Origin of the sequence: Psychrobacter sp. UBA3068, from assembly GCF_002366815.1 — a bacterium.
Lineage (GTDB): Bacteria > Pseudomonadota > Gammaproteobacteria > Pseudomonadales > Moraxellaceae > Psychrobacter > Psychrobacter namhaensis.
Genome location: NZ_DFBY01000025.1, coordinates 35454 through 60233, shown reverse-complemented (window position 1 = coordinate 60233; position 24780 = coordinate 35454). Strand labels below are relative to the sequence as shown.

Sequence of the window (24780 nt, the reverse complement as noted above, 5' to 3'; positions counted from 1 at the left end):
ATCTTGAACCCCGCGGTTTTGTAGTTCAGTAAGAACACCCAGCCAGAACTTAGCGCCTTCATTCTCTGACAGCCACATACCAAGCAGCTCTTTTTTACCATCAAGTCCCACGCCTAGCGCCAGATAGATCGCCTTGTTGATGATCTGCTTGTCTTGGCGTACCTTAACGACGATGCAGTCTAAATAGACGATAGGATAAACACTGCTCAGCGGCCTGTTCTGCCAAGCGGTGATGTCCTCTAATATATTATCGGTGACTCTTGAGACAAGAGAGCTTGAGATGTCGACATCGTAGAGCTCTTTAATGCTCTCTACAATCTCGGTGGTGGTTTGACCTTTGGCGTATGAGCGAGGATCAGCAAGTGTCTGGGAGACACTTGCCCGAAGCGCAAGACGTAAGGCTATGCCTGTAGTGAAATATGATTTTATCATCAAGGCCACTAATACGGGTTTGATGCTTACTAACGAGTACAGGCTCAAAGCTGCCACCGCGGTCTCTTGGGGTGGATATCTCAAGATCGCCTGTGTCACTGCGGACGGTCTTTTTAGTGTGCCCATTACGCTTATTAGGTTTATCTGTAGTGGCATAATAAACTTGGACAGTGCATAAGAGGTTTATACTACCCCAAAGAAGGAAACTAGTATGACCAACAAACGCAACCAATATACCCGAGAATTCAAACTTGAAGCCATCAGCTTAGTCACTGATCACAACCGTAGCATCCCCGACGTTTCTAATTCACTTGGCATTGGCAAATCCACCTTACAGAAATGGCTGAGTCAGTACCGTCAAGAAATGGGTGGACAAGCACCTAAAGTCGGCAATGCCTTAACCGATGAACAGCGAGAACTCCAAGAACTGCGTAAACAAGTAAAACGGCTGACTATGGAGCGCGACATCTTAAAAAAGGCTTCAGCTCTGCTAGCCTTGGACAGTCTGAGCGACTATCGCTGATAAGTCAGCTGGCAGAGCAAGACAAACAGATGAGTAAAACTCAATTGTGTGACCTATTTGGCATGGTTAAGAGTAGCTATTACTATGGCTTGCAGCCAAAGCCCCAAAGCCGATAAATATTGAAATGGTCAAGCTTAAAGCCTTAATACGCCAAATATTTAATGACTCAAAGCAATCAGCTGGCGCTCGCAGCATTGCTGCTATCTTGATGAATGAGCATGGCATTAAGCTGACACGTTACTTAGCTGCTAAGATTATGAGAAGTATGGGGCTCATCAGTTGCCAGCTAAAAACACATAAATACAAGCGCGCTGACGAAGAACACCAAGCTCATGACAACATACTGAACCGTAATTTTAGCCCATCAGCGCCCAATCAGGTCTAGACGGGTGATGTCACATATATTCGTATCAAAGGCGGCTGGTGCTACCTAGCGGTTGTTTTAGATTTATATGCCCGTCGTGTGGTGGGCTTTTCGGTGTCAGATTCCCCTGACAGCGTGTTGACAATCAAAGCGCTGCAAATGGCGTATCAGACACGCTTAAAGCCAAGTGGCGTGTTGTTTCACTCTGATCAAGGAACCCATTACACTAGCAAGAAGTTTGCTGAATCCGTGGCGAGTTGTGAGGGTATGACGCAAAGCATGAGCCGTCGCGGAAATTGTTGGGATAATGCGCCGACCGAAAGATTCTTCAGAAGCTTCAAAACTGAGTGGATGCCAAAGGGCGGTTATGAAGATATCGCTGAGGCTAAAAGCGCCATTGTTGATTATATCTGGAGCTATTATCAGTCCGTGAGACCGCATACTTTCAACGATTATTTGCCGCCAGCAGAAAAAGAGAGACGCTACTTTAACAAAAACCTCTTATCAGGTGTCCTAAATTAGTTGACCACTACACACATACCTCACAGCACCAACGCTCTTTTGAGCGCATATATGGAATGTCTGCTGGTATCTGTAAAGGACACACATAACCACAGTACTCGCATCGCACATCATCTAAATAAGCAAAACATTCACCGACTGTCTCGAATAGTACCTGTGCGCCAATCTCATACTTTTCACAGATGGTTTCTACATGAGCAATATAGTCACTTTCGTTATCATACGCCCAGTAATCCTCACAGATTCTTAGATCTCGCGCATTCTGCGTCATATTCGGCTGAAGTTTTACACTCATCACATTCTCCTTAGTAGCCGTCATAACCAGACTGCGGTAATAGCTCATAAAGTTCGCTCTGAAGCTTGCTGCTTATATCTTCCACAAAGTACCCATCCTGAGTATCCAAGCGCTTCTGCACCCATACACGCAGTGCCATATCATTATCAAAGCATCGCTTCACTCCTAAGAAGCGTGCTAGGTCATAACCCGATGAAATATATAACTCACGCATTAATGCATTAGCAATAAGGTTTGCATCTGCACTGATTGCACCGTCAGGTTTAAGTTCAGCAAACAGCTCTTCATAATTGATAATTGTCATAGTGACGTCTCCTTGTCAGTTTGTGCATTAGAGCTATTTGTATTTGCTGCGCTGGTTAGCTTTTCCTTACTCGCCAGTAGCAAGTTATCCATCGCTGAGCCATCCTGACGGGTGATATCAGGCACATAGCGGCTATACACCCGAAACAGCATCTCAGTACTACTGTGACCCATCTGCCGGGCTATCCACTCAGGATTCTCACCAGCAGCGAGCCAAAGTGTCGCTGCGGTATGCCGAGTCTGATAAGCCCGCCGATGTTTAAGACCGAGTAGGGCAAGCGTGGGTTTCCATACCCGCCGGTTCACATTACGGTACTCCATCGGATTGCCCTGTGAATTGCAAAACACAAACTCTGACTTACCAAAGGTGCGTGCCTTCTGCTCTAGTAGGGCGTCATAGACCAACTGTGACATCGCAATATCACGTTGCGAGCCTAACGTCTTCGTTGGACCCATCTCACCATTTACTAATGCACCACGGATACTGATCTCACGGCGATCAAAATTAATACAGTCCCACCTAAGCCCATCAATCTCACTGGTACGCATCCCGGTAAAGAAGCGAATGGTGTAGTAGGGCTTATAGTCAGCACGGACATGCTTTAAAATCAGCCATACCTCACTCAATGTAAACGGATTTACATCCGGACGAGCTTGCTTGAGGTTCTTAATATTTTTATAAGGCATCTCAAACTCATGGCGATCTGATGCTTCTTCTAGTATCATACGAAGAAGTATCATGATCTGGTTGATCCGTGCTACTGACAGACTTGACTGACCATCTTTACCGTAACGAACTTTGGCGAGGGAGCTACGGAAGTTCAGCAAGTCTGGTTTTTTTATGGCATGTACTGCTTTACCACCAAACTCAGGTAACAAGTACTTATCCAAGATAATCTGCGTCTTTTGCCGATAGCTCGGCCGCCATTCAATCTTCTTCTCTTCGTACCAAATCTCTGAAAACTGCCTAAAGGTTGGATTACGACTGATACAAGCTTCCGCTCTATCAGCCAGTGCCGTCATCTCTTTTAAACGCGTACTCTTCGGAAAGTAGGCGCCATAGTCAAAGATGCCTAGGGTTATTTCTGCATCTATCTTTTTCAAAACAGTCGCTAATTTTTTTCTGTTAGCTGGGTTATCTTCCAAGCTAGTCTTTTCTCGACAACGTATACCTAGGTAGTAGAAATCAGCGATTAGTTTGCCAAACCGTCCTTGTATAGTAGCCATGATAAATCTCCTGCTATTATTGAAGTGCCATACCGTTGATAGCGCTCATAACCGGCTTGCACATATCCTCTTCGATACGCTCCCATACATATAGAATTTTACGGCCACCAAAAGGGCGTATGTAGTGAATGTTTTCAATCAAAACGGTGTCTTTCATTTGATTGCGGATAGTACGTGCGTCGTACTTGATGCGTTCGGCTAACTCATCAGTTGTTAAATAAGTATTGCTCATAGTGTTTACCTCTTTTCAGTTATTAAGTCATTGCATTAAGTGATAGAATAGAAATTATTTTATCAGCCTTAAAAATGCACCTTTGAAGTATCAGCTGTTATTTACCTGCTTAGAGGTAATTAGTAACCGATTTGTGTACTATATTATCTTTTTACCTCAATGTAAAGCATTTTTACCCGAAAAGAGGTATTAATTATGATTGTGTCTAAACTTCCTGTAATTTTGGCAGAGAAAAAGTTGCGTGTAGCAGATGTTGTAAGAGCAACAGGTATGAGTAAATCAACCCTTCATAAGTTATACAATGAAGAGTCATCAAGAATTGACTTCAATACCATCGACCAGTTATGTGAGTTTTTAGATGTGCAGGTGGGTGACTTATTTATTTATAAGCCAAATAATAAAGATAATGAAGAGTCTTGAGGATCTACAAAGTTGAAAGAAATTCTCAGATGAATAATTGGTAGAGCCTTATACATATGACGTTCCAAGGCCTACAATTAAGGTTGGGGTTATTTTTAAAACTTACTTTTTCATGATTTGGTCACGTTTTGGTCACGCTATGAGCTCAACATACAAAAGCAGTAAAAAAGGAAAAGCGATGTTAAGAAAATATTTCTTAGCATCGCTTTTTATAAAGATAAGAATAATAAGTTGGGTTCAATTACGAAATCAGTGTTTATAGCGTGGGCACGAAATGGTCACGTTTTGGTCACGGTGCTGATTTTTGAGCTTTTAATATGTTAGATAAACTTAGCAATTAGACTGAATAGCTCATGCTGAAAAACGCTACAGCCCTTAAAAATCGGACAAAAAAAAGCCTCACTGTTAAGTGAGGCTTTTTAAGTATTTGGAGCGGGAAAAGAGATTCGAACTCTCGACCCCAACCTTGGCAAGGTTATGCTCTACCACTGAGCTATTCCCGCTAAATCATCTGATAAACAATCTATTGTCTAGATGATGACGAGGTATTATACGCAGTTTTTTTGGTCTGTCAACACCTATGAAGAAAAAAAGTAAAGTTAGTAAAACAGGCGTGTCATCTGGTCATGAATATATGTTATAACAGTTTATTATATTATGTATTCCAAAAGCTTTGTATTGCATAAATAGGCTGGGACGCACTTTATAATTTAACTCACTGACATTTTCAATGATCAATACTTACCAAGATAAGTCATAAGGATAAAAAATGAGTCAACAATATACCATCGCCGATTATTTGTTTGATCGTGTCGCAGAAGCGGGTGCCTCTGAGATATTTGGCGTGCCTGGTGATTTTAATTTAACTTTTTTAGACAATATCATCGCCTCTGATAAACTACGCTGGGTGGGTAACACCAATGAGCTAAACGCAGGTTACGCCGCTGATGGCTACGCACGCGAGCGTGGCTTTGCTGCTATGGTGACAACTTTTGGGGTGGGGGAGTTGTCCGCGATTAATGCGACCGCAGGCTCTTTTGCTGAGTATGCACCAGTGCTACACATCGTGGGGGCACCAAGTACAGCACTACAAGATTCCAAACGTCGCATCCATCACACTCTGGGGGATGGCACATTTAATCATTTTATCAAAATGGTAGAGCCTGTAACGGTAGCACGGGCACAGATTACCCCTGAAAATGCGGCATCAGAGATCGACCGTGTGATTCGCTTGATACTAAAAAAGCACCGTCCAGGCTATCTGTTGCTATCCCCTGATGTTGCTCGTCAACCTATTTATCCGCCAACGACCAAGCTTGATGACAGCCAAGAAGACATCACTAGCCAAGCCGCGCTAGCCAATTTTAAGCAAGCACTAATAGATTTTTTGCCAAATAAAACCACGACGCTTATGGCAGACTTGATGGTGCATCGTTTGGGGCTACAGCCGCAGCTCAAAGCCTTAATCGCCGATACCGATATTCCCTATACAACGCTGTCGTGGGGCAAGACATTGCTAGATGAAAACAGCGATCGCTGGGCAGGGACGTATGCCGGTGTGGCATCACGACCAGTGGTTAAAGATGCGGTAGAAAACTGCGAATGTTTGATAAAAATTGGTGTGCAATATACGGATACCACCACGGCAGGCTTTAGCCAAGATATCAATGAGGAGGTGGTGGTCGATCTGCATTATGAACGCGCGTCTATTAGCGGTCAGAATTTTGCTCCGATTGCGTTAAAGGATTCTTTACAAGCGCTACATGAAGTGATGACATCTGGTATCAATATTATGCCCAAACCTTTTTCTGAGCCAGTCAAGCCGCACGAGCAAAATGGCAAAGATGACGAGCCTATTCGTCAGGATGACCTTTGGCACATCATTGCAGACCACTTAAACCATAACAACCTGGTGTTTTCTGACCAAGGGACTGCCTACTTTGGTATTAGTGATGTGCGTCTGCCAGAGGGCGTTACGTCCTATGGGCAACCAATGTGGGGGTCGATTGGCTATACGTTGCCAGCAAGCTTGGGCGCTGCTATTGCCTCGCCAAATAAGCGTAGTGTCTTACTGATCGGTGATGGTTCAGCGTTATTGACGGTACAAGAGCTCGCAGTGATGATTCAAGAGCGTATCAACCCAGTCATAGTATTGGTTAACAATGATGGCTATACGGTTGAGCGGGCGATTCATGGTGAACACCAGCGTTATAATGACATTCCTAAATGTAATTGGCAGATGATGCCGCAAGCGTTTGGTGCCACGGAAGACAACAGTTTAATTCTCAAGGTGAACACTGCTGGTGAGTTGAAATCTGCGCTCGAAACAGCGGCGGCAACCACAGATAAGTTAGTCATGCTAGAGGTGATGGCAGACAAGCATGATATCCCGCCACTGTTAGCTGATATCAGCGCCGCCCTGAAGCCGAAAGCCGATTAACAGTATCGGCCAAGTTTTGATGATAAACGCAAAAACCCATTTAGTTTGGTGACTAAATGGGTTTTTTTTGACTGTTTTTATAATGTTGCCCAACTAAACAGAGATAGCCCTTATGTCTGTTTGCATACTTTAGTATCATGACAGGTTAGGCGATGTTCAGCCCTTGGCATTCAACAGGAGATAACCCATCGTGATTTGGCTAAAAATGCTTATTGGCGCGTTGATGGTATTGGTGATTCAATTATTCGCACAGACTCGGTTTTTCTATTTGGCTGCGCTTGCGCCCCTGTTCCCCACTTTTACTTTGATCAGTCATTTCATCGTTGGTACCGAGCGTAGTCCCGCTGACCTAAAAGTGGCCCTCATATTTAGTATGCTTGGGGTCATACCGCATCTGATTTACACTTTTGTGGTATTTTTTAGCATCAGCTATATTGGCTTGTATAAGGCGTTGTTATTAGGGGTCGTTGCTTGGACAGTGGCAGCGGCTGTCTTGGTGGTCGCATGGCAATACATTCAGGCTTAATGAAGGGTATAGCATCGTTATTACGTCACTGTCGCAAGAACCCAACTCATCATAATCGATTAAAATAGGGCTTAAAAAGATGGATACCTTAAATATCCTGTATCTCGTAGGCGCAGTACTCATTTTCGCCAGCATTATGGCGAGCACACTATCTGCGCGCTTAGGCGTACCATTGTTATTGCTGTTTTTGATAGTAGGAATGCTGGCGGGCGAGCAGGGAATATTGGGTATTGAGTTTTCTCAATATGCGCTCGCCAATTTTGTCGGGCAAGCAGCCTTAGCCTGTATCTTGTTAGATGGTGGTTTACGTACCTCTTTTAAGTCGTTTCGAGTCGGTTTAAAGCCTGCAGTTACTTTAGCTACGTGGGGTGTGCTGGTCACGGTGATGGTGTTAGGCGTGTTTGTCACTTGGCTGCTCGATGTTGACTGGCGCTTTGGTTTGTTAATGGCCGCTATTGTTGGTTCGACCGATGCGGCAGCTGTATTTTCTTTATTGCGCAATGGTGGGGTTAAACTGAATGATCGCGTTCAAGCCACGCTTGAGTTAGAGTCCGGTGCTAATGACCCGTTGGCTATTTTGTTGGTAACTGGTCTGATTGCCTTAAACGTTGATCCTGCCGGACAGACGGTACTTGGATTTTTAGGCTTGCTGTTGCAGCAGCTGAGCTTTGGGTTGGGTATGGGCTTACTCTTTGGTTACTTGCTATCTCGGCTGTTGCCAAAGGTGCACTTGGCAGAAGGCATGTATGCTATTTTGATACTTTCTGCTGGTTTGGCCGTTTTTGCCGCGACCAATCTACTGGGCGGTAGTGGCTTTTTGGCGGTGTATCTGACGGGCGTGTTGATTGGCAATCATAAGGTGCGCTCAACTGAGCATGTCATGCGAGTGATGGATAGCTTTGCTTGGTTATCGCAAGCGGTACTGTTTGTGGTATTGGGGCTTTTGGTCACTCCATCGAATGTCATCAATGTCTGGCACTATTCAGTAGCGATTGCGGCCTTTATGATTTTGGTTGCCCGTCCTATCGCCGTTTATACCAGTGTGAAACCTTTTAGATTTAAAGACAGAGAGATTGGTTTTATCTCTTGGGTCGGCTTACGCGGGGCGGTACCTATTACTCTTGCCATGCTGCCCGTGATGGCTGGGATAGACAACGCCTTTATGCTGTTTGATATTGCGTTTGGTGTGGTGGTTTTATCATTGATTTTGCAAGGGACGACCATTCCTTTTATGGCCACTCTGTTCAAAGTACGTATTCCGAATAATAAAGACCCAAAAGAAGAACACGAGGTTTGGGTCTCAGATAAAGCGAGCATAACCTTGTATGAGTTTGAAGTTCAATCGGGCGCGTTTGCTATTGGCCGCCACCCGATGGACATCTCTAAACGCATTAGCCCCGACGAAATCAGTGTGTTTGCACTGGTACGCGGGCAGCAAATTGTGGTGGTTGATAATGACACCAAGCTAACATTTGGCGATAGTGTCTGGTACGCGATGCGCGGCAATCATGCCAGTAAAATTGCCAACATCTTTAATGATACAACACTCGATCGTAAAGCCATCGATGATTTTTATGGTGACTGGCTGCTATCACCGAGTGTCAAACTTGGAGACTTACCATTTTTTGCCGGTATTATGGAATCTGAAACGTTAGTAAAAACGCTAAAAACCACAGATGAAGAGGGCTTCAAAAATATGTGGGAGCAAACGGTTGCTGAGTACGTAAAATCACACTTGGGTACCGCGCCCGTCTCAGGCGACACCGTGGCAATCAGTGAAGAGTGGTCATTGGTCATTAAGGAAGTGGATGACAAAGGCAAGCTGAGAACCATTGGTCTAAAAAACCAAGAACCACACACAGCAGTATAGTCTTTGTCACTATGGGCCATAATGTTGGTCAGTAGCTCAGCGTCTTAAAACTTGAGTGGTTGCAGTAAGCATGTGACTGGGTGAGAATAAATAGTCGTAAACGAATACTATCAAAAACCCTTTGTAGAATATCAAATGCTATAAAGGGTTTTGATTCAACAATCTTTATAGAAGTGAGCTACTACCACATTAAATCATCTGGAATCACATAAGCCGCGTAAGGATCGTCTTCTGCCAGTACTTCTTCTGTCGTATCGTTAGACACCACCATAAAGCCTTCCATTTTCGCATCTATACGATCTGCCAATGGTCGAGGGAGGAGGGCATAGCCTTCTTCTAGTCGTGCAATCACCACATGACCGACCACAATTTGATCATACAGTTTTTGGGTGATAGCAATTTTTTTCACCTTAGAGTTATCTACAAACTGATAGCTAACATCACCCTCTGTATCGGTAATCTGATGCTGCTTAATCATTTGTACAATATTGGCTTTTAGCATTTTCTCTTCTAAAGCACGTTGTTTTTCCTGATTGAGCTTTTGATCTTTCTCCAGCTTTTTTGCTTGGGCTTCTGCCAACGCTTTTTTGGCTTCCATACTCTCTGAGTCACCAGTCCGCTTAGCGTGCTGTGTCTGCTTGCTGATTTTTTTGGCTTTTTTGCTATCCACCAATCCCGCTTTTAACAATTGAGCCTGTAGGGCATTTTTTGCCATAGTTCCATCACCTAAATAAGATTACTTCAATCATAAATTAAAAAAATATATTGTAGCAAACTTTACTAGGGCATGCTGTTAGGAGAGGACAAGACTTCACGAATGAATCAAACGAACTCTATTAGACATTGTTTTTGATTATGGTGTAGATAAGTCTAGCCGTATGGGATAATCGTAATTACATCACTGGATGAAAGGGTCCAAATTGGTTATGATCAAATCATGGAGTAAATAACTACATTTAAGGATAAGTTATGACAACATCACAGCACATTTTGGCTTGTATTGACGGCTCGGCAGTGACCGAATCGGTTTGTGACTATGCAGCGTGGTATGCCAGTAAGCTGAACTTACCAGTCGGTCTGCTGCATGTTAGTGATATTCCTGTGTCGACCAGACGTGATTTGTCAGGGGCGATCGGTATTAATAGTCGCCAGTTTTTATTAGAAGAGTTAACCGAACTGGATGAACAAAGAGCAAAGGTTGTGAACAGTTATAGCGATGCCTTGGTGCAAGATGCCAAAAGTCATATTCAAGGTAGCTTTGATGGTGTCAGTGTCCGTATCTACCAACGGCACGGCAAGCTGTTACCAGCCATTGAGCACTTTAAAACAGAAAACCGAGCCGTCGTCATGGGACGGCGCGGAGAAGACCATAAAAACAGTCGCATTAATATCGGTAGTCAAATTGAAACAGTTGCCCGAGCATCAGATGTTCCGGTACTGATTTGCTCAGAGAAATTCAAAGAGCCAAGCTCATATATGATTGCCTTCGATGGCAGCAAAACGGCTATTAAAGCGGCGTGGATGGTTGCGAGAAGTCCTGTTTTGAAAGGATTGCAGGGTCATATCGTCATGATAGGCAACCATAACGACACGGCCAAACAAAGCTTGAGTGCAACCGCAGCGCAGCTCGAAGATGCAGGTTTTACCGTAGAGGCGCATCATTTATCGGCGGCTGATGCCGTTGATGGACTGTTAAAATTCCAAGTAGACAATCACATTGATATTATGGTGGTGGGCGCCTATGGCCATTCTAAGTGGCAGCAGTTATTTTTGGGAAGTACCACGACAGAAATTATCGCCAGCACGTTATCACCAGTGATTTTGGTGCGCTAACTTTCGTATTTTGTAAGCTTTACGATTGTAGTAGTCAACCAGTTTGAGTTAACTTCTAAAAGGTTTTGATAAGTAGAGTCTCTTTTGCTTAGCCGTCAGTAGAAAATCCTTAAGGCTATGGGATGACAAGTTAAATATCATCGCATAGCGTAAGTGATCTCTAAGACTTCAAGACGATTCATGCCTCTCGCGTGTTATGCGATGCTTTGTGCATCTTCGCGCTTCTCAATTTTGTGTTGATCCTCTGTGCTGTTAACTTTCCAATAGCTAGAGACATACAAATGCGTTTTTGGTATCAAGCGCTCTACTTTGAAGTATTGGCGTAGCGCACGCATACTATGGAACTCACAAGCCGCCCAAACCGCAGGTTGTCCCCTAAACCATGGAAGTGTTTTAATACGCTCAAGTAAAGGGCTGTTTTCTGCATTAGGTGTGGCATTAATAATCCAATGGATTTCAACATTTGCAGGCTTTTTGAGTGTTTGACGGTCCGCCTCAGTAGTCACCTCAAGTACAGCGTAGCCGCGCGCGTCATCAGGGAGCTGAGCGAGGTTGACAGTGATCGCAGGTAGGGCCGTCATATCGCCAACCAATAAAAACCAATCCGCATCATTGTTAATGAGCTTCTTTGGTCCAGGACCACCCACCAAGATTTGCTGTCCAACTTGGGCGTTTCGTGCCCACGTAGAGGCAGGCCCCTCAGCGTCATGCAAAGCAAAATCAACATCTATTTCATTGTCACGTTGGCCGCTGATCGTATACGTACGCATCAGTGGACGTGACTCTTTTTCTTGAGGAAACATGAGTTTGATGTAAGCACTCTCTTGATCGACTGGAAAGTCTCTCAATCCGTCACCGCCAAGCGTGACGCGGCACATATGTGGCGTGATGTATGTCGTGCCAATAACCTCAAGAACTCTTGGATTGGGTTTTGCCATATTATATTTTCCTTTTATTGTCATGATCGTTGTTCAATGCTTCGTGGTGCTTAAAAGCTTGCCTTTAGACTGACTGACATTTGACGCTCAGGTCCCATCCAGCAGTTCTCGAGGTCATAGCAAGCGCCAACATAGGTTTTGTCAAAGAGATTGTTGATACTAGCGCCGACAGCAAGCATAGGATTAATTTGATAATTGCCACCGATATCTACCAAAGTCACACTTGGCAGCTCGTCTGAGTTTTGTTTATCAATTTGCATACCACCCTCATAGCGAACCCCGGCATTGAGGGTGAGCTTGTCTGTGGCATAGTAATCTGCCCATAGGGTGGCTTTGTGTTTAGCGATTTGCGCCGGCGTGTTGCCGACCACATCTGGATTGAACTCATCCTCGGTAATATCAGCATCGGTATAGCTGTAGCTTGCAGCGATATCTACCCAGTCATTCAGCATATGACTGCCGGATATCTCAACGCCTTTAGAAGTAATCTCACCAGTTTGAACTTTTTGTTGAGAATTGGATGGGTTCGTTACGACGACATTTTTTTGCGTAATATCAAACACAGCCAACGTCCCTTGAGTGGCACGATCTGAGGACAGGTATTTGATACCCGCTTCTAACTGGTCAGCGGTGGTTGGTTTAAACGCTTCATTGGTAATAAAGTTACTACCGACAACGGGCTGAAACGATTGTGAGTAGCTGGCATAAGGAGATAGGCCATTATCAAAGTCATAAATGGCAGCAAGACGGCCACTGGTCTCTGACGCGTCATTACTAATCGTTTTGTCACTATAAACAGCTCCTTTAGTGGCTTCGGTTTGCTCGGTGCTACTGTCAAAATTGTCGTGACGTAATCCTGCTACTACTGTTAAATCTTGCCACTGCATCTCATCTTGTACATAAAGTCCCAGCTGGCTTTGTTCGATGTCTTGCTTCTGACGATAAGTATCTAACGGCAAATTGTCCGCATTTATCTGGGAGAAGTCTGGACTCGATAAATCAAGATTTGGTGTACCAGCTGTCCCAGCATCGTAGTAAGTCGCGTTGCTGTCTGTCTCTTGATACTCGACCCCAAACAATAGGTTATGTGATGTATTGGCAGTATCTAGCTGATAAGCCAGCTGGTTGTCTGTGGTCCAGTTGTGCATAGTCTCATCAGTGGTGTATGCCACGCGATTGAGAGTCGTGTCACTACCCTCGACAAACCCACGGTTATATATATTACGTTGCTGCGCTTCAGCGTCGGTATAGCGCGTGATATGTTTAAAGGTTAACTGATCATTGATGTTCCAGTTGACAGTGACGCTTGGCATAAATACTTCTTTGCTAAAGCGATTCCATTTATCACCAGCGTAGGCATCACTGTCTAGTTTGCCGTAGCTGGCATTGTAGACAGTACCAACAGCAGGCAATGGGGTAGAGGGTACCATTTCTGGATCATCTTGATAAAAAAGATTGGCAAGGACAGAAACATCGTCAGTTGCTTGCCATTCAAGTGATGGATTGATCAGGGTGCGTTCTTCTTCTGTGGTCTGCATCTGCCCATCTTTTTTGCGCTTTAACGCGACCAAGCGATAATTCAGTGTGTCTGTAAGAGGGCCTGTGGTATCGATTGCTACTTCTTTGAGATTTTGGTTGCCAAGCCGAAGCTGCATCTCAGACGCTTGGGTGTTTTTTGGACTCTTGGCGACTTGGTTGACCATGCCACCGGGGGCGGCGTAGCCATAGAGTGAAGAGGCGGGCCCTTTTAATACTTCTACCGCTTCCGTGGCATAGATATCAACTTGTGGCATCAGGTTCCAAGCACCATCATAAGGCAGTCTTAGTCCATCGTAAAAATTAGAATAGGTCTTAAAACCGCGAATATTGTACTCATCAAAAATAGACACGGTGCCGCGACTCTCGGTCGTCACCCCTGGCTCATAACGTAGGGCGGCATTGACGCTGTCAGCTTGACGCTTTTGTAGCAGCTCTTGATCGATTCTTGTGTAACTCATTGGTGCGTCATTGGGATCTAATGCGGTTTTTGTGCCTGTACTGCGGTAGCTGTCGGCGTAGACGGTAACCGCATCTAAGGTGGTGGATGGAGTCGCCTCGTTGTCTCCGTTAAGCTTCGGCACATCCTCCGCATAAGCAGCATGACTGATGCCCATTAATAAGCCAATTTGTATTGCCACTGTTAGACGTTTTTTTTGAATAGATTGGAAGGGTAAAGGCGACCGCATTATATTTCCTTTTAGATAATGACCATTGACTATGACAGATTTTATTTCGAGTTCGTTAAACAACCCGATTAATGATAACATTAATGATTATCGTTATCATTAAAAACTTACATTTTGAGCGGATGTCGCAGGATTAGCAGTCATGAATCGTGGGATTTATAGTGAAGTGACAAAGAAAAAATTTGTCTAGCTGAATGGTTAAATGCTCACAATAGATAAAAAACAGTGAATATTTGCCAGTATGTTTGTGTTATATGTTGAATAACTAAAGATGGTTAATGGGCGTTGTTCGGATAAATAAACGACTATCACTGTATCTAAAAGCGGGGCGTCTTTTAGAAAGAAGCCCCTTTACGTTATCGTTATGGCTTTATTTTCAATGGTTTTATTTACAATGACTTTATACTCAAAGTTATATTTACTTCAGCATGGAGATGGCATCGGCACTGGCGCGCTGTCGTTCTTCAGCATTTAGTTCAATTAAGCTGCCTTCTTTCATCAGTAACAATCGATCAGCATGCTCAAAGTAGCTGTCATCATGACTGATAATAAATAAGGTTTTACCCAGCGCTTTTAGTTCAGGAATCAGTGTCTGATAGAACACGCGGCGAAAAGCAGGATCTTGGTCAGCCGCCCACTCATCAAGTAACAGGATGTCCTTATGTTCAGCGACAGCGATGAGCATGGCCAATCGTTTACGTTGTCCCTGTGATAGTTTATCGGTAGACAGTCGATGGTCGGTGACACTGACTTTATCTTGCAGGTTTAATTTATGCAGCCAAGTGTCTACTAACGTCATATCAGGGTCATTACCCTCACAACCAATCAGTTGTTTAAAGAGATGTTGGTCACTAAAAATGGCAGAAAATAGCTGTCGATAATCAGCATTGTTTTTTGAATCAATAAGCTGAGCGTCAATATGGACAGAACCGGTAGTAGGGGTAAAAATCCCTGTCATAATCTTGGCAAGGGTAGATTTGCCACTACCATTAGCGCCGATCAAAAAGACCACATCGCCACGTTTTAAGGTTAAATTGACGTCTTTTAATATATCATTTGAATGAGCCGTATTTTTTGTCACTAGAGCAGATGCATCAGAATGATTGCTCTCATAACGACTGCTCTCATAACGATAATGAATATCGGACAAAGTAATAGATTGCCAGTCTTTGACGGCGGTGTCGGTGGCAAATGCTGATTGATAGTCTGCCAGCTCTAAGGATTTTATTTTATCTAGTGCAACTTGTGCTGTTTGCAGCGTCGGATAAGCACCGACTGCATGAAGGAGAGGCGATTGCACAAATAAAATCGTTAAAGAAAAGGTAGTGGCCACAGTCATCGGTATATCAAGATAGTTGGATACTGCAAACACCACACCAATCGCTGCGAACATCATGATGTTTGACCAATTCACTGCCGATAAATGAAACGTGTCAGACTTAACCACTGTTTTTTCATAAGATTTGGCATGAGACAAAAAGTCGGTGTTATACAACTTTTTAGCGCGATGTTGATTCAGCGCCAGCTCTTTACGTCCTTCTATAATAGATTCATAGTCTTGATATAAAAGATCGTTAATGTCTCGCAGTTCTGTCAAATGCTTATAGACATGTTTCACTAAAATGGTACTGATCCAAATGGTCATCACAATCCAAAACATGACAATCAACAGTAGGGGCAATGATAGCCAACCCAGATAAAGGGCGACACCCGCAGATAAGATAATCCCCTGTACCAACTCTGGCATGCGTACAAAGGCCACCGTAATGGACTGGATATCAGAGGATAGGCTGGCGAGTAATCGCGCACTACCCAAATGATCTATTTGCGGGACTTTGGTATCGATGATTTGTTTGACCAGCGTCGTTCTAAGCTCATAAACAAACTTGTGGCCCAAACGTGTCAAAGCATACTGCGATAAGAAAGTAGTGACTAACAGCAGTAGTACTAACGCTGAAAAGTAACCCAAACTCACCCACGATAAGGTATTAAACGCGGGCTGACTGATAAACGTGTGATTGATATAAGCAATGATACCCACACTGACGGCCGCATTCACTAGATTAAGCAAGATGACTTTGAAAAAGGGCAAGCGGTAGTGCGCCCAAATCATGTGATATAAAGAAGCTGTGGCACGAGAGGACATAGTGACTCAATAATAGGATGGATTTTACGTATTTTTGATGGCATAAAAGGGAGTAGGTCGCGCCTAATCCCTTTTATTGAAAATTATTAATACGGCTTAAGCAGCGTCTCTTAAAAGTCGAAAGTTGCTGACACCTTTAATGCTGTGGGCTCACCTGCATTTAAATAACCGTAGCCTGGAAGACCACCCACTGATTGCCAGTAATCTTCACCAGTGACGTTGGTCACCATTCCTCTTAATGTAACCTCTTGTCCTGCCAGCATCGTACGGTAGCGCGCACCAAGGTCTAACGTGGTATAACCATCCACTTTTAACGTGTTGGCCGCATCGGCATAACGTGTGCCTGTGTGAATGATATCGCCCGTCAATGTTAGTCCTTCGACTGCTGCCAGATCATACTCTAGGTTGACGTTGCTTTGCAGTTTGGGTATACCAATGACACGGTTGCCATCTAATGAGGTATCACCCGTGTCTTTTTGTTTGGCGCTTAAATAACTGACACCCGCGATAATGCGCATATTTTCGCTTGGGCTACCGAAGACTGATAGCTCAGCCCCTTGGTGACGGTTTTCACCCGCTGCCACAAAAGTATTGGTATCATCGACATAAGCACGCGGCTCCTCAGTATGGAATATCGCGAGACTACTACCAATCAGGCCGTTGTCGTACTTCACGCCTACTTCAGTTTGTTTGCTGATATAAGGTGCGAGTTCTTGACCGCCATTGGTCACAGGAGTTTCATTCTGAGTGAGTGGCGCGGGTTTTCCTTTAGCGAGACTTTCAATATAGTTGCCATAAACAGACCAGTCCATACTCGGTTGGTAGACGAGTCCAATACTGGGCGTCCATTCGCTCTCATCGTAGTTGCTAGTTTGAGCTTGAGTTTTAGGATGATAACTGGTCGTTTTGATGTTTTGATGACGCACACCCAAAGTGGTTTTTAGTTTGTCATCGAACAAAGAGAAAGTATCCGCTAACGCAAAACTTTGCAGCTGTGTTTCATTTATCAATGTCGGGTTATTTGCGTTACCAACAAACTTTGTGTCACCTGACCAGCTGTTATCGCGATAGTCCGTAGGGTTATATAGATTAGTGGGAAGTGTAATATCATAAGCATACGCGCCTTTTTCTTCTCGATCATAGAGATCGGCTGCTAGTACCCAATCATGATCGATCTTACCGGTTTGCCATTGACCACGCAGACCAAGCTCAGCACTTTGTACCAAATCTTCTCGAGTGTTATCAAATCGATAAACATAGCCAGTGCCGTTCGCATTGGTTACTGTGAAGTCTGATAAAGAGTTGTCTTCGTCGCCACTTCGTATGCCATAAGCGCCATAAGCGGTGACGGTGTCACTAAAGTCATATTCGCCTCTAATGGTACCAAACACATCTTCTTCGTTTGAGTAAGTCCAAGGCTGAGCCCAATTTTTTGATGCTTTTGGTGCATCCGGTACTCTAGTCACACCCGCAAGATTGACATTAGGACGAGTGTCTTTCAGCCTGTTGTCCTGCCAGCCCAAGTCTGCTGATAGTCGATACTGATCGCCTTGATAATCTAGGCCAAAAGCGGCTAGACCCAAGGTTGAGGATTCGTCATCGATTGCGCTGTCGCCATCTTGATAAGCGGCATTGAAGCGCACACCAAAAGCGTCCTCTGTACCGAAGCGATCACTCACGTCTACCGCTACTTTGCCTTGATCGCCTTGACCATAGCCGAGCGTCACCTCACGCAGTGGCTCATTACCCGCACGTTTTGGTAGTAGGTTAATCGTACCACCAGCGTTACCTCCGCCGGGAGCTGCGCCATTTAACATGGCAGACGCTCCGCGCTGAACTTCAACACGCTCGAATAACTCAGTTGCGATATATTGTCTGGGCAATATACCGTATAAACCATTGAACATGGTGTCATCAGAGGTTGTGACAAAGCCGCGCATAAAGTACGCTTCTTGGAAGTTACCGTAGCCTCTGGCGACACGCACAGTCGGGTCTTTTCTGAGCAGGTCACCCACACTTTGTGCTTGCTGATTGGTGATATATTCGTTGGTATATGAGACCGTAGAGAACGGCGTATCCATGATGTCTTGATTCCCTAAGATCCCAACGCGGCTGCCTGTGGCAACTTGCTCGCCTGCATAAGCAGGGGGTAATCCGTCTGCTGAGGCATCGGCGCTACTGGTCACTACAATGGTGTCCAGTACGACGCTAGGATCGGCTGACTGGGTATCGGTATTGATATCTGTTTGTGCCCACGCAGCTTGACTCACCCCGAGTATCACCATGGAAGTGGACAGACAAGAGGAGCATACTGACTTTAATGAGAGCGGGGTGTCAGACACATTCATGGGATTAAGGCGAAAAATAGCAGAGTATAAGCGAGACAGTTGCATGAATATTTCCAGCGTGTGATTTAAACGCATATTATAATGATAATTGTTTTCATTACAATAACATTACCGCATTAAGTGTAAACCTGTCTGTCAAGGATAAAGAGTGTCCTTAACGTTATGATGGTGTACTCGATCAAGCGTTTAAAGCGCCATACTCATGTAGTGCAAGCCATCAGATAAAAGCGCTACTTACTTTGCTAGAGCGATTCATATTTATCGATAATCGATGAGTCGTTCAATCTCTACTGTGTGTGAATGTATAAGGCGCGAACGGTTTATTGCACTCGCCAATACACCTTTATCACCATATCCTGACGTGATAAGCCAAGGCTTGCTTTTAATTTTGGTCGTAACGACTTGATATCTGCTGCCTCAAGCGCGCCCCATACCTTGTCAATCTTGCGCGGCATGGTGGTGAGCTGCGTTTGTAATAACATCACTATTTGTGCAGCAAGGTCAGTCTTAGGTGTATTGACAATAGGCAGTAAGTTGTTTTGTAAAAAACACTCGTCCTGACGTAGATGGTCGCTAAGTTTTAGGGTATGGAGGTAACTCACGTCCTCTGGATCATTGGTGATGGCAATGACAAGGGGAGATAATGGGTTTTGCCAGTTCTCTAATAGATTGGCTACTGTAGGCAGCGAGGTTTCATCACAGATGAGTAAGCATTGGCCTTCAGAGAGATGTTCTGTTTTTTCAGGATACTCACGCACACTTTTTATTTGCATGTCACGGGTGAGCGCGCGCGCCCAGTTACCGCCTGGGGTGTCACCATGAACATAGACATCTATCCAAGCTTGAACAGCGGCGCTGTCTGAATCTTGCCAAGCTTTTCGTAAAGTGTAATAACGCTGCAAAGGCTTGTCCTGATTTACTGATTCGTTGTCTGCTGAGACATTGTCCACTGATTCATTGTTTGGCGCCAATAATCCGTCGGAACCAAGTTCAAATAAATAGGCATAACCTGGATGATTAAGCGGGGTGCTAGCAGGTGCGGTTACCACCAATCGGTATAGATTAGGACTGGCATAATAACCATTCATCACAGTAAAACGTTGCTCTTGAAGTTTAATCGTGCGTTTGCCAAGCTGGCTGGCAGACTTTTGCAACAGTGTGATGTATTGCTCTTGCAGTGCCACTGAGTCGCTAATAGGGGACGTAAAATGGATGAAGTGCTGACTTGTGACAGCGGAGGCGGCTGCGAAAATGTGGCCGCTGACAGGGCTTTTAGCTTGAAGTGTGCTGGCTGTGTTGTTGTCAGTAGTAGGGGTTATGACCTCTAGCAATATGCCATCACTATAGATCTCTTTTATCGTCGCTATCTCGTACTCGCGCATTGATTTTTTGGTAAAAGCGTTGATAAACATGGCAAGTTCATCTTGATGCTCTTCATTGATGTGACTGACGAATTGGTCTTTATCGGTAATGGCTAACGGTGTTTTATTGATATCATGCTGGGCAAGTGGTTGAGCCATAAATATGATTCCAAGCTAAAAATCAAATAGCAGTCAATTAACTGATATCTAAAAATACGAAGTCGCGGAGAGGGTAGATAAAACAATCAGAGACTTGATGTTGATCAACAAGATATCTATAACTGACTAGGGCATGTCCTCAATTCAATCGATAGTTATCTAAATGGGCTAAAAATGGCTAAATTTTGCCAAACAGCGGCAAATAGTTGGGTAATATCTCGATATTATCTGCACTATTTTTCTTATTTGACTGCAATTTATCTCATTTTTATCACCATTTTTAAAATGAGGACACGCCCTAGAGAGACAGAAATACATGAACGAATAAGCTGTGAGGATCGATAAGCGATGTAGGTTAGTGATAACCATTAACATCTAAATTATTATTACGTTAATCGGTGTGGATGTCAATGTGTTTAGGCTTGACGGGACGTTATTTTATAGCTGTGACAACAGAGGTGACAATACAAGATGTGAGGAGCGGCAACACGCAAACAGCGTAAGAGATCTACTGAGTCGCTTTATTCGTTTGCTCGGGCAAATGGTTAAATGTATGCTATTTCTGTGTTAAGGGTAAGCAAGACGCTGGTAATGCCCGCCAGTAGGGCAGTCAGATGGAACTGGCTGATTAATATAATAAAATGGATTTTTAAGGTGATTCTCATGTATGCAGTGATTGGAGCAGGTCCAATGGGGTTGGCTGCAGCCCGAAACTTACAAAAACTGAATATTGCTTTCACAGGTTTTGAGTTGCACACAGATGTGGGCGGATTGTGGGATATCGACAATCCACACAGCACTATGTATGAAAGCGCCCATTTAATTTCATCCAAGCGCATGACCGAATTCGCCGAATTCCCTATGAATGACTCGGCCGCTTCTTACCCTCATCATACGCAGCTACGTCAGTACTTCCGCGATTTTGCAGACACTTTCAATCTCAAATCACATTACGAGTTCGGCACGCGAGTGATTAGCGTGGAGCCGGAAGATGATCGTTGGCGTCTCATTAGTGAATGTGATGGGCAAACGCAATCACGCTTATTCGATGGTGTCTTGATCGCTAACGGCACTTTGCACACCCCTAATATGCCAAGCTTGCCGGGTGAGTTTGCAGGCAAGTTGATGCACTCATCCGAGTACCGTAGTCCCTCCATTTTCACAGACAAACGCGTGCTGATCGTTGGCTGCGGTAACTCTGGGGCGGATATTGCCGTTGATGCAGTACATCATGCCAAGTCCGTGGACATCAGTTTGCGCCGAGGCTATTACTTTTTGCCCAAATTTATTAAAGGTCAGCCAAGTGACACGCTCGGCGGCAAGCTAAAGCTGCCACGTCCGGTGAAACAGCGCATGGACGCTGCCATGATCCGGATGATCATTGGCAAACCCTCCGATTACGGATTACCGAATCCAAATTATCGTATGTATGAGTCCCATCCAGTGGTCAACTCACTGGTGTTACACCATTTGGGACATGGCGATATTAAGGCGCGTCGGGATATTCGTCACATAGATGGTCACACTGTGACGTTTAGTGATGGTGAAAGTCATGATTATGACTTGATTCTCATGGCGACCGGTTACCTACTTGACTATCCATTCATTGACCGACAGCATCTCAACTGGCCGGTCAATCAAGATGCACCGCAGCTCTACATGAATGTGTTTCATCCTATCCATGACAATTTATTTATGATGGGTATGGTTGAAGCCGCAGGTTTGGGCTGGGAGGGTCGCAATCAACAAGCGCGGCTGGTGGCGCTTTATATTCAGCAGCGCGAGCAGAACACAGAAGCCGCCAGACAGTTCAATGAGGTGAAACGTCAGCGTGCTGGCACAAATCTCGATGGTGGCTATAATTATATCAAGCTTGCACGCATGGCGTATTATGTGAATAAAGATGAGTACTTAGATACTCTGTCCAAGCACATAGCTGAGCTCAAGATAGAACAACCTATACTGGCATCAGAAGTATGATGGCGGCGGTGGTATTTTCACCAAGTAGTCTGGTTTTGCTTAATCTTATCTTGGCGTTAATGATGTTTGGTGTGTCACTGAGCCTGCGTCTCGAAGATTTTAAGCGCGTCATTTTGTCGCCAATCGCACCAATTGCCGGTTTATTTGCTCAGTTTTTGTTGTTGCCTTTGATGACGTGTCTGCTTACTTGGGCATTAAACATCGACCCAGAGCTGGCGCTAGGGATGATTTTGGTGGCGTCCTGTCCTGGCGGTAGTTTCTCTAATATCATGACTTGGCTGGCACGCGGCAATGTTGCGGTGTCAGTCAGCATGACAGCTGTATCGAGTCTTGCTGCGACCGTATTAACACCATTGAATTTTGCCTTTTACGGTTGGCTTAACCCGCATACACGCGAATACTTGACGCAAATCACGATCGAGCCTAGCAGCATTTTGATACTGGTTTTGCTGGTTCTGGCAGTGCCTTTAGTGCTCGGTATGGTGACCGGGCGCAAACTACCGGATTTAGTAGTACGCATTCAAAAACCACTGCGCATCGTCTCGCTGCTGGTGTTAATGGGTTTTGTCGCGATTGCTTTTTCAAGTAATGTCGCCCTTTTTATAGAGCGCTTTCACAGCTTTTTTTGGTTGGTAGTGGCACACAACCTGCTGGCACTCTCGTTGGGTTATGGGATAGGCCGAATTCTCAAGTTACCAATCGCTGATCGACGCGCTGTGACCTTGGAGGTGGGCATCCAAAACTCAGGATTGGGTTTGGTCATTTTATTTACCTTTTTCCCAGAGGCGGGCGGCATGATGCTGATCACGGCATTCTGGGGCGTCTGGCACTTAGTGTCAGGCCTCACACTTTCACAAACCTGGGCACGGATTCCCTATGAATAAACGTATACTAATCATTGGCGCAGCTGGCTATATAGGCCATCAACTGGGTAATCGACTGGCTGCTCATTATCATGTAGTCGGTACAGATATCCGCCGCCGCGACGATTTGGATTTCTCAGTTGCAGTACTGGATGTACGCGATCAGAGTCTGACAGCATTACTAAAAAAAGAGCACATTACCCATGTTGTGCATCTAGCCTCCATCCTGCAAGCATCGAAAGATCGCGCTCGTGACTATGATATCGATGTCAATGGCACGCGCAACGTGCTCGACTGCTGCATTAAGGCAGGTGTACAGCACTTAACGCTGACCAGTTCTGGAGCGGCTTACGGTTATCACGCTGATAATCCTGAATGGATAGACGAACAAGATGCATTACGCGGTAACACTGAGTTTGCCTACTCCGACCACAAAAGGCAGGTCGAGGAAATGCTTGCCGATTTCCGCCAGCAGCATCCGCAACTACAGCAACTCATTTTTCGGCCGGGTACCGTATTGGGAGCCGATACTCGTAACCAGATTACCAGTTTGTTTATGGCGCCGCGTGTTCTTGCGCTTAAAGGTAGCGATTCGCCTTTTGTGTTTATTTGGGATCAAGACGTGATTGGAGCCATGGAGATGGGAATACGCGAGGACAAAGTTGGTATCTATAATATGGCTGGTGATGGAGCGCTGACGATGAAGGATATTGCTAATCGACTCAACAAACCGCTACTTACGCTGCCAGTATGGCTGGTTAAATCTGGGCTGCAGGTTGCAAAATGGCGTGGCAAACCAACGGGGCCAGAGCAAGTTAATTTTTTGCGGTATCGTCCTGTTCTCAGCAATCAGCGGTTAAAAGAAGAGTTTGGTTATCCTTTAGCGAAGACGTCTGCCGAAACGTTTGAGTACTTCATCGAACGTAATGGTCTGCGTAAACCCTGATACAGAGAATGTCATCAATGTCATTAACATCTGTCACTCTAATCACTGGTGCGGCCTCGGGTCTGGGCTGGGCGATGTCTCGTCACTGGTACGCAGCGGGACATTGTTTGGTGCTGGCCGATATAGACGGGCCAGCTTTAAGCGCACGTGCTACTGAGTTGGGATACTCTGATAGAGTCATGGCGATCACCACAGATATCACTCAAATCGATGATATTGCTTTTCTTATTGAGCAAGTGCGTGAACGTTTTGGTCGGCTTGATCTACTGGTTAATAATGCTGGAATTACCCACCGCTCACCAGCGCATCAGACTGATCCTGCGGTGTTCCGGAAGGTCATGGCGGTAGATTGGCAGGGGGCAGTAGAGTTGACCATGGCTGCACTACCTCTGCTACGTGAATCCAGCGGTCAGATTGTCTGTATTGGCTCGATGGCAGGTTGGATGCCAGTGCCGGGGCGAGCAGCATACTGCGCTGCTAAGGGGGCATTGACACAATTCTTTGAAGTGCTACGCTTGGAGCTAGAGTCTGAGGGTATTCATATCCTCATGGTGTACCCAAGCTTTCTGGATACGCCTATTGAGAATCATGCGCTGGGGCATGATGGTGGCATCGCCCGGCACCCACGCTCGATGGTAGGTAATATGCGCAGCGCTGAATGGATGGCGGACTTGATCGATCAAGGGTTACAGCAGCGCAAACGCTGGATACTGCCTGAACCTATTTCGCGCTTTGGCAGTTTACTGTGGCGAGTGGCACCGGCTTTATACTTGCGTCAGGTGCGTAAACGCTTTAAAAGCGAGCTGTGATAACTTGATTAAGACTAA

General features: G+C 45.0%; 21 protein-coding genes, 1 tRNA gene and 2 pseudogenes. 12 read left to right on the top strand and 12 right to left on the bottom strand.

What is annotated here, in order from left to right; genetic code table 11:
* Window positions 1-568: pseudogene (locus B2P60_RS06485) on the bottom strand (IS256 family transposase); the annotation flags it as partial.
* A gap of 75 nt (window positions 569-643) precedes the next feature.
* Between B2P60_RS06485 and B2P60_RS06480 the strand changes: the two are divergent.
* The 3 genes and pseudogenes from B2P60_RS06480 to B2P60_RS06470 form a co-directional block, all read left to right on the top strand.
* Window positions 644-955 (top strand): transposase, encoded by a 312-nt coding sequence (locus tag B2P60_RS06480; protein ID WP_192992678.1) that lies wholly within the window; start codon window positions 644-646, stop codon window positions 953-955.
* Between the two features lie 124 nt (window positions 956-1079).
* Window positions 1080-1340 carry an IS3 family transposase gene (locus tag B2P60_RS06475; RefSeq protein WP_286740115.1) on the top strand — a complete coding sequence of 87 codons (261 nt, stop codon included), beginning with the start codon at window positions 1080-1082 and terminating at the stop codon, window positions 1338-1340.
* Window positions 1341-1355: 15 nt separating this feature from the next.
* A pseudogene (locus tag B2P60_RS06470) lies at window positions 1356-1841 on the top strand (IS3 family transposase); the annotation flags it as partial.
* 7 nt (window positions 1842-1848) lie between these two features.
* On the opposite strand, the gene B2P60_RS06465 reads toward B2P60_RS06470, so the two are convergent.
* Genes B2P60_RS06465 through B2P60_RS06450 form a run of 4 tightly spaced genes read right to left on the bottom strand, consistent with a single transcriptional unit; the run spans window position 1849 to window position 3898 of the window.
* Window positions 1849-2136 (bottom strand): hypothetical protein, encoded by a 288-nt coding sequence (locus B2P60_RS06465; RefSeq protein WP_286740114.1) that lies wholly within the window; start codon window positions 2134-2136, stop codon window positions 1849-1851.
* A 10-nt stretch (window positions 2137-2146) separates the two neighbouring features.
* Window positions 2147-2440: a hypothetical protein gene (locus B2P60_RS06460; protein WP_286740112.1), complete on the bottom strand. Its 294-nt coding sequence runs from the start codon at window positions 2438-2440 to the stop codon at window positions 2147-2149.
* Window positions 2437-3666 (bottom strand): site-specific integrase, encoded by a 1230-nt coding sequence (locus B2P60_RS06455; RefSeq protein WP_286740110.1) that lies wholly within the window; start codon window positions 3664-3666, stop codon window positions 2437-2439. Before B2P60_RS06455 ends, B2P60_RS06460 begins: the two co-directional genes overlap by 4 nt.
* A gap of 16 nt (window positions 3667-3682) precedes the next feature.
* Window positions 3683-3898, bottom strand: coding sequence for a hypothetical protein (locus B2P60_RS06450; RefSeq protein WP_011513303.1), 216 nt, complete (start codon window positions 3896-3898; stop codon window positions 3683-3685).
* A gap of 195 nt (window positions 3899-4093) precedes the next feature.
* On the opposite strand from B2P60_RS06450, the gene B2P60_RS06445 reads away from it, so the two are divergent.
* Window positions 4094-4318: a helix-turn-helix domain-containing protein gene (locus tag B2P60_RS06445; protein WP_105245245.1), complete on the top strand. Its 225-nt coding sequence runs from the start codon at window positions 4094-4096 to the stop codon at window positions 4316-4318.
* A gap of 428 nt (window positions 4319-4746) precedes the next feature.
* Here B2P60_RS06445 and B2P60_RS06440 read toward each other — a convergent pair.
* Window positions 4747-4821, bottom strand: a tRNA-Gly gene (locus tag B2P60_RS06440).
* Window positions 4822-5087: 266 nt separating this feature from the next.
* Here B2P60_RS06440 and B2P60_RS06435 point away from each other — a divergent pair.
* The 3 genes from B2P60_RS06435 to B2P60_RS06425 all read left to right on the top strand — a co-directional run bounded on the left by B2P60_RS06435 (window position 5088) and on the right by B2P60_RS06425 (window position 9154).
* Window positions 5088-6758, top strand: coding sequence for an alpha-keto acid decarboxylase family protein (locus B2P60_RS06435; RefSeq protein ID WP_286740107.1), 1671 nt, complete (start codon window positions 5088-5090; stop codon window positions 6756-6758).
* 190 nt (window positions 6759-6948) lie between these two features.
* Entirely contained in the window at window positions 6949-7284 is a 336-nt protein-coding gene (locus B2P60_RS06430; protein WP_230708408.1) for a GlpM family protein, read from the top strand.
* A 79-nt stretch (window positions 7285-7363) separates the two neighbouring features.
* Window positions 7364-9154, top strand: a complete 1791-nt coding sequence (locus tag B2P60_RS06425; RefSeq protein WP_286740106.1) for a potassium/proton antiporter — start codon at window positions 7364-7366, stop codon at window positions 9152-9154.
* Window positions 9155-9335: 181 nt separating this feature from the next.
* On the opposite strand, the gene B2P60_RS06420 is transcribed toward B2P60_RS06425, so the two are convergent.
* Window positions 9336-9869 (bottom strand): DUF2058 domain-containing protein, encoded by a 534-nt coding sequence (locus B2P60_RS06420; protein ID WP_198334660.1) that lies wholly within the window; start codon window positions 9867-9869, stop codon window positions 9336-9338.
* A gap of 254 nt (window positions 9870-10123) precedes the next feature.
* On the opposite strand from B2P60_RS06420, the gene B2P60_RS06415 reads away from it, so the two are divergent.
* The gene (locus tag B2P60_RS06415) at window positions 10124-10987 is read left to right on the top strand and encodes a universal stress protein (protein WP_286740103.1); all 864 of its coding nucleotides are present in this window, start codon (window positions 10124-10126) and stop codon (window positions 10985-10987) included.
* Window positions 10988-11181: 194 nt separating this feature from the next.
* On the opposite strand, the gene B2P60_RS06410 is transcribed toward B2P60_RS06415, so the two are convergent.
* The 5 genes from B2P60_RS06410 to B2P60_RS06390 all read right to left on the bottom strand — a co-directional run bounded on the left by B2P60_RS06410 (window position 11182) and on the right by B2P60_RS06390 (window position 20164).
* On the bottom strand, window positions 11182-11925 hold the full coding sequence (locus B2P60_RS06410) for a siderophore-interacting protein (RefSeq protein ID WP_230708405.1): 744 nt from the start codon (window positions 11923-11925) through the stop codon (window positions 11182-11184).
* 50 nt (window positions 11926-11975) lie between these two features.
* Entirely contained in the window at window positions 11976-14150 is a 2175-nt protein-coding gene (locus tag B2P60_RS06405) for a TonB-dependent siderophore receptor (RefSeq protein WP_286740100.1), read from the bottom strand.
* Between the two features lie 418 nt (window positions 14151-14568).
* Window positions 14569-16296: a multidrug ABC transporter permease/ATP-binding protein gene (locus B2P60_RS06400; RefSeq protein WP_286740099.1), complete on the bottom strand. Its 1728-nt coding sequence runs from the start codon at window positions 16294-16296 to the stop codon at window positions 14569-14571.
* 110 nt (window positions 16297-16406) lie between these two features.
* Complete coding sequence (locus tag B2P60_RS06395) at window positions 16407-18689, bottom strand: TonB-dependent receptor (RefSeq protein ID WP_286740097.1); 2283 nt, start codon at window positions 18687-18689, stop codon at window positions 16407-16409.
* Window positions 18690-18964: 275 nt separating this feature from the next.
* Window positions 18965-20164 carry a siderophore-interacting protein gene (locus B2P60_RS06390; RefSeq protein WP_286740096.1) on the bottom strand — a complete coding sequence of 400 codons (1200 nt, stop codon included), beginning with the start codon at window positions 20162-20164 and terminating at the stop codon, window positions 18965-18967.
* A gap of 663 nt (window positions 20165-20827) precedes the next feature.
* Between B2P60_RS06390 and B2P60_RS06385 the strand changes: the two genes are divergently transcribed.
* From B2P60_RS06385 to B2P60_RS06370, 4 genes are read left to right on the top strand one after another with little or no spacing between them, the layout of a single operon-like run.
* On the top strand, window positions 20828-22144 hold the full coding sequence (locus B2P60_RS06385; RefSeq protein WP_286740095.1) for a flavin-containing monooxygenase: 1317 nt from the start codon (window positions 20828-20830) through the stop codon (window positions 22142-22144).
* Window positions 22141-23028 (top strand): bile acid:sodium symporter family protein, encoded by an 888-nt coding sequence (locus tag B2P60_RS06380; protein WP_286740094.1) that lies wholly within the window; start codon window positions 22141-22143, stop codon window positions 23026-23028. The genes B2P60_RS06385 and B2P60_RS06380 overlap by 4 nt, the downstream gene beginning before the upstream one ends.
* Complete coding sequence (locus B2P60_RS06375) at window positions 23021-23953, top strand: SDR family oxidoreductase (RefSeq protein ID WP_286740093.1); 933 nt, start codon at window positions 23021-23023, stop codon at window positions 23951-23953. The genes B2P60_RS06380 and B2P60_RS06375 overlap by 8 nt, the downstream gene beginning before the upstream one ends.
* A gap of 17 nt (window positions 23954-23970) precedes the next feature.
* Window positions 23971-24762: an SDR family oxidoreductase gene (locus B2P60_RS06370; protein ID WP_286740091.1), complete on the top strand. Its 792-nt coding sequence runs from the start codon at window positions 23971-23973 to the stop codon at window positions 24760-24762.
* The last annotated feature ends 18 nt before the right edge of the window (window positions 24763-24780 follow it).

Bases quoted from the DNA above. Each gene is read 5' to 3' on its own strand.
- B2P60_RS06420 (WP_198334660.1), bottom strand. From the start codon at position 9,869: ATGGCAAAAAATGCCCTACAGGCTCAATTGTTAAAAGCGGGATTGGTG.
- B2P60_RS06400 (WP_286740099.1), bottom strand. From the start codon at position 16,296: ATGTCCTCTCGTGCCACAGCTTCTTTATATCACATGATTTGGGCGCAC.
- B2P60_RS06405 (WP_286740100.1), bottom strand. From the start codon at position 14,150: ATGCGGTCGCCTTTACCCTTCCAATCTATTCAAAAAAAACGTCTAACA.
- B2P60_RS06435 (WP_286740107.1), top strand. From the start codon at position 5,088: ATGAGTCAACAATATACCATCGCCGATTATTTGTTTGATCGTGTCGCA.
- B2P60_RS06475 (WP_286740115.1), top strand. From the start codon at position 1,080: ATGGTCAAGCTTAAAGCCTTAATACGCCAAATATTTAATGACTCAAAG.
- B2P60_RS06480 (WP_192992678.1), top strand. From the start codon at position 644: ATGACCAACAAACGCAACCAATATACCCGAGAATTCAAACTTGAAGCC.
- B2P60_RS06385 (WP_286740095.1), top strand. From the start codon at position 20,828: ATGTATGCAGTGATTGGAGCAGGTCCAATGGGGTTGGCTGCAGCCCGA.
- B2P60_RS06450 (WP_011513303.1), bottom strand. From the start codon at position 3,898: ATGAGCAATACTTATTTAACAACTGATGAGTTAGCCGAACGCATCAAG.
- B2P60_RS06445 (WP_105245245.1), top strand. From the start codon at position 4,094: ATGATTGTGTCTAAACTTCCTGTAATTTTGGCAGAGAAAAAGTTGCGT.
- B2P60_RS06395 (WP_286740097.1), bottom strand. From the start codon at position 18,689: ATGCAACTGTCTCGCTTATACTCTGCTATTTTTCGCCTTAATCCCATG.
- B2P60_RS06375 (WP_286740093.1), top strand. From the start codon at position 23,021: ATGAATAAACGTATACTAATCATTGGCGCAGCTGGCTATATAGGCCAT.
- B2P60_RS06455 (WP_286740110.1), bottom strand. From the start codon at position 3,666: ATGGCTACTATACAAGGACGGTTTGGCAAACTAATCGCTGATTTCTAC.
- B2P60_RS06460 (WP_286740112.1), bottom strand. From the start codon at position 2,440: ATGACAATTATCAATTATGAAGAGCTGTTTGCTGAACTTAAACCTGAC.
- B2P60_RS06380 (WP_286740094.1), top strand. From the start codon at position 22,141: ATGATGGCGGCGGTGGTATTTTCACCAAGTAGTCTGGTTTTGCTTAAT.
- B2P60_RS06370 (WP_286740091.1), top strand. From the start codon at position 23,971: ATGTCATTAACATCTGTCACTCTAATCACTGGTGCGGCCTCGGGTCTG.
- B2P60_RS06390 (WP_286740096.1), bottom strand. From the start codon at position 20,164: ATGGCTCAACCACTTGCCCAGCATGATATCAATAAAACACCGTTAGCC.
- B2P60_RS06425 (WP_286740106.1), top strand. From the start codon at position 7,364: ATGGATACCTTAAATATCCTGTATCTCGTAGGCGCAGTACTCATTTTC.
- B2P60_RS06465 (WP_286740114.1), bottom strand. From the start codon at position 2,136: ATGAGTGTAAAACTTCAGCCGAATATGACGCAGAATGCGCGAGATCTA.
- B2P60_RS06415 (WP_286740103.1), top strand. From the start codon at position 10,124: ATGACAACATCACAGCACATTTTGGCTTGTATTGACGGCTCGGCAGTG.
- B2P60_RS06410 (WP_230708405.1), bottom strand. From the start codon at position 11,925: ATGGCAAAACCCAATCCAAGAGTTCTTGAGGTTATTGGCACGACATAC.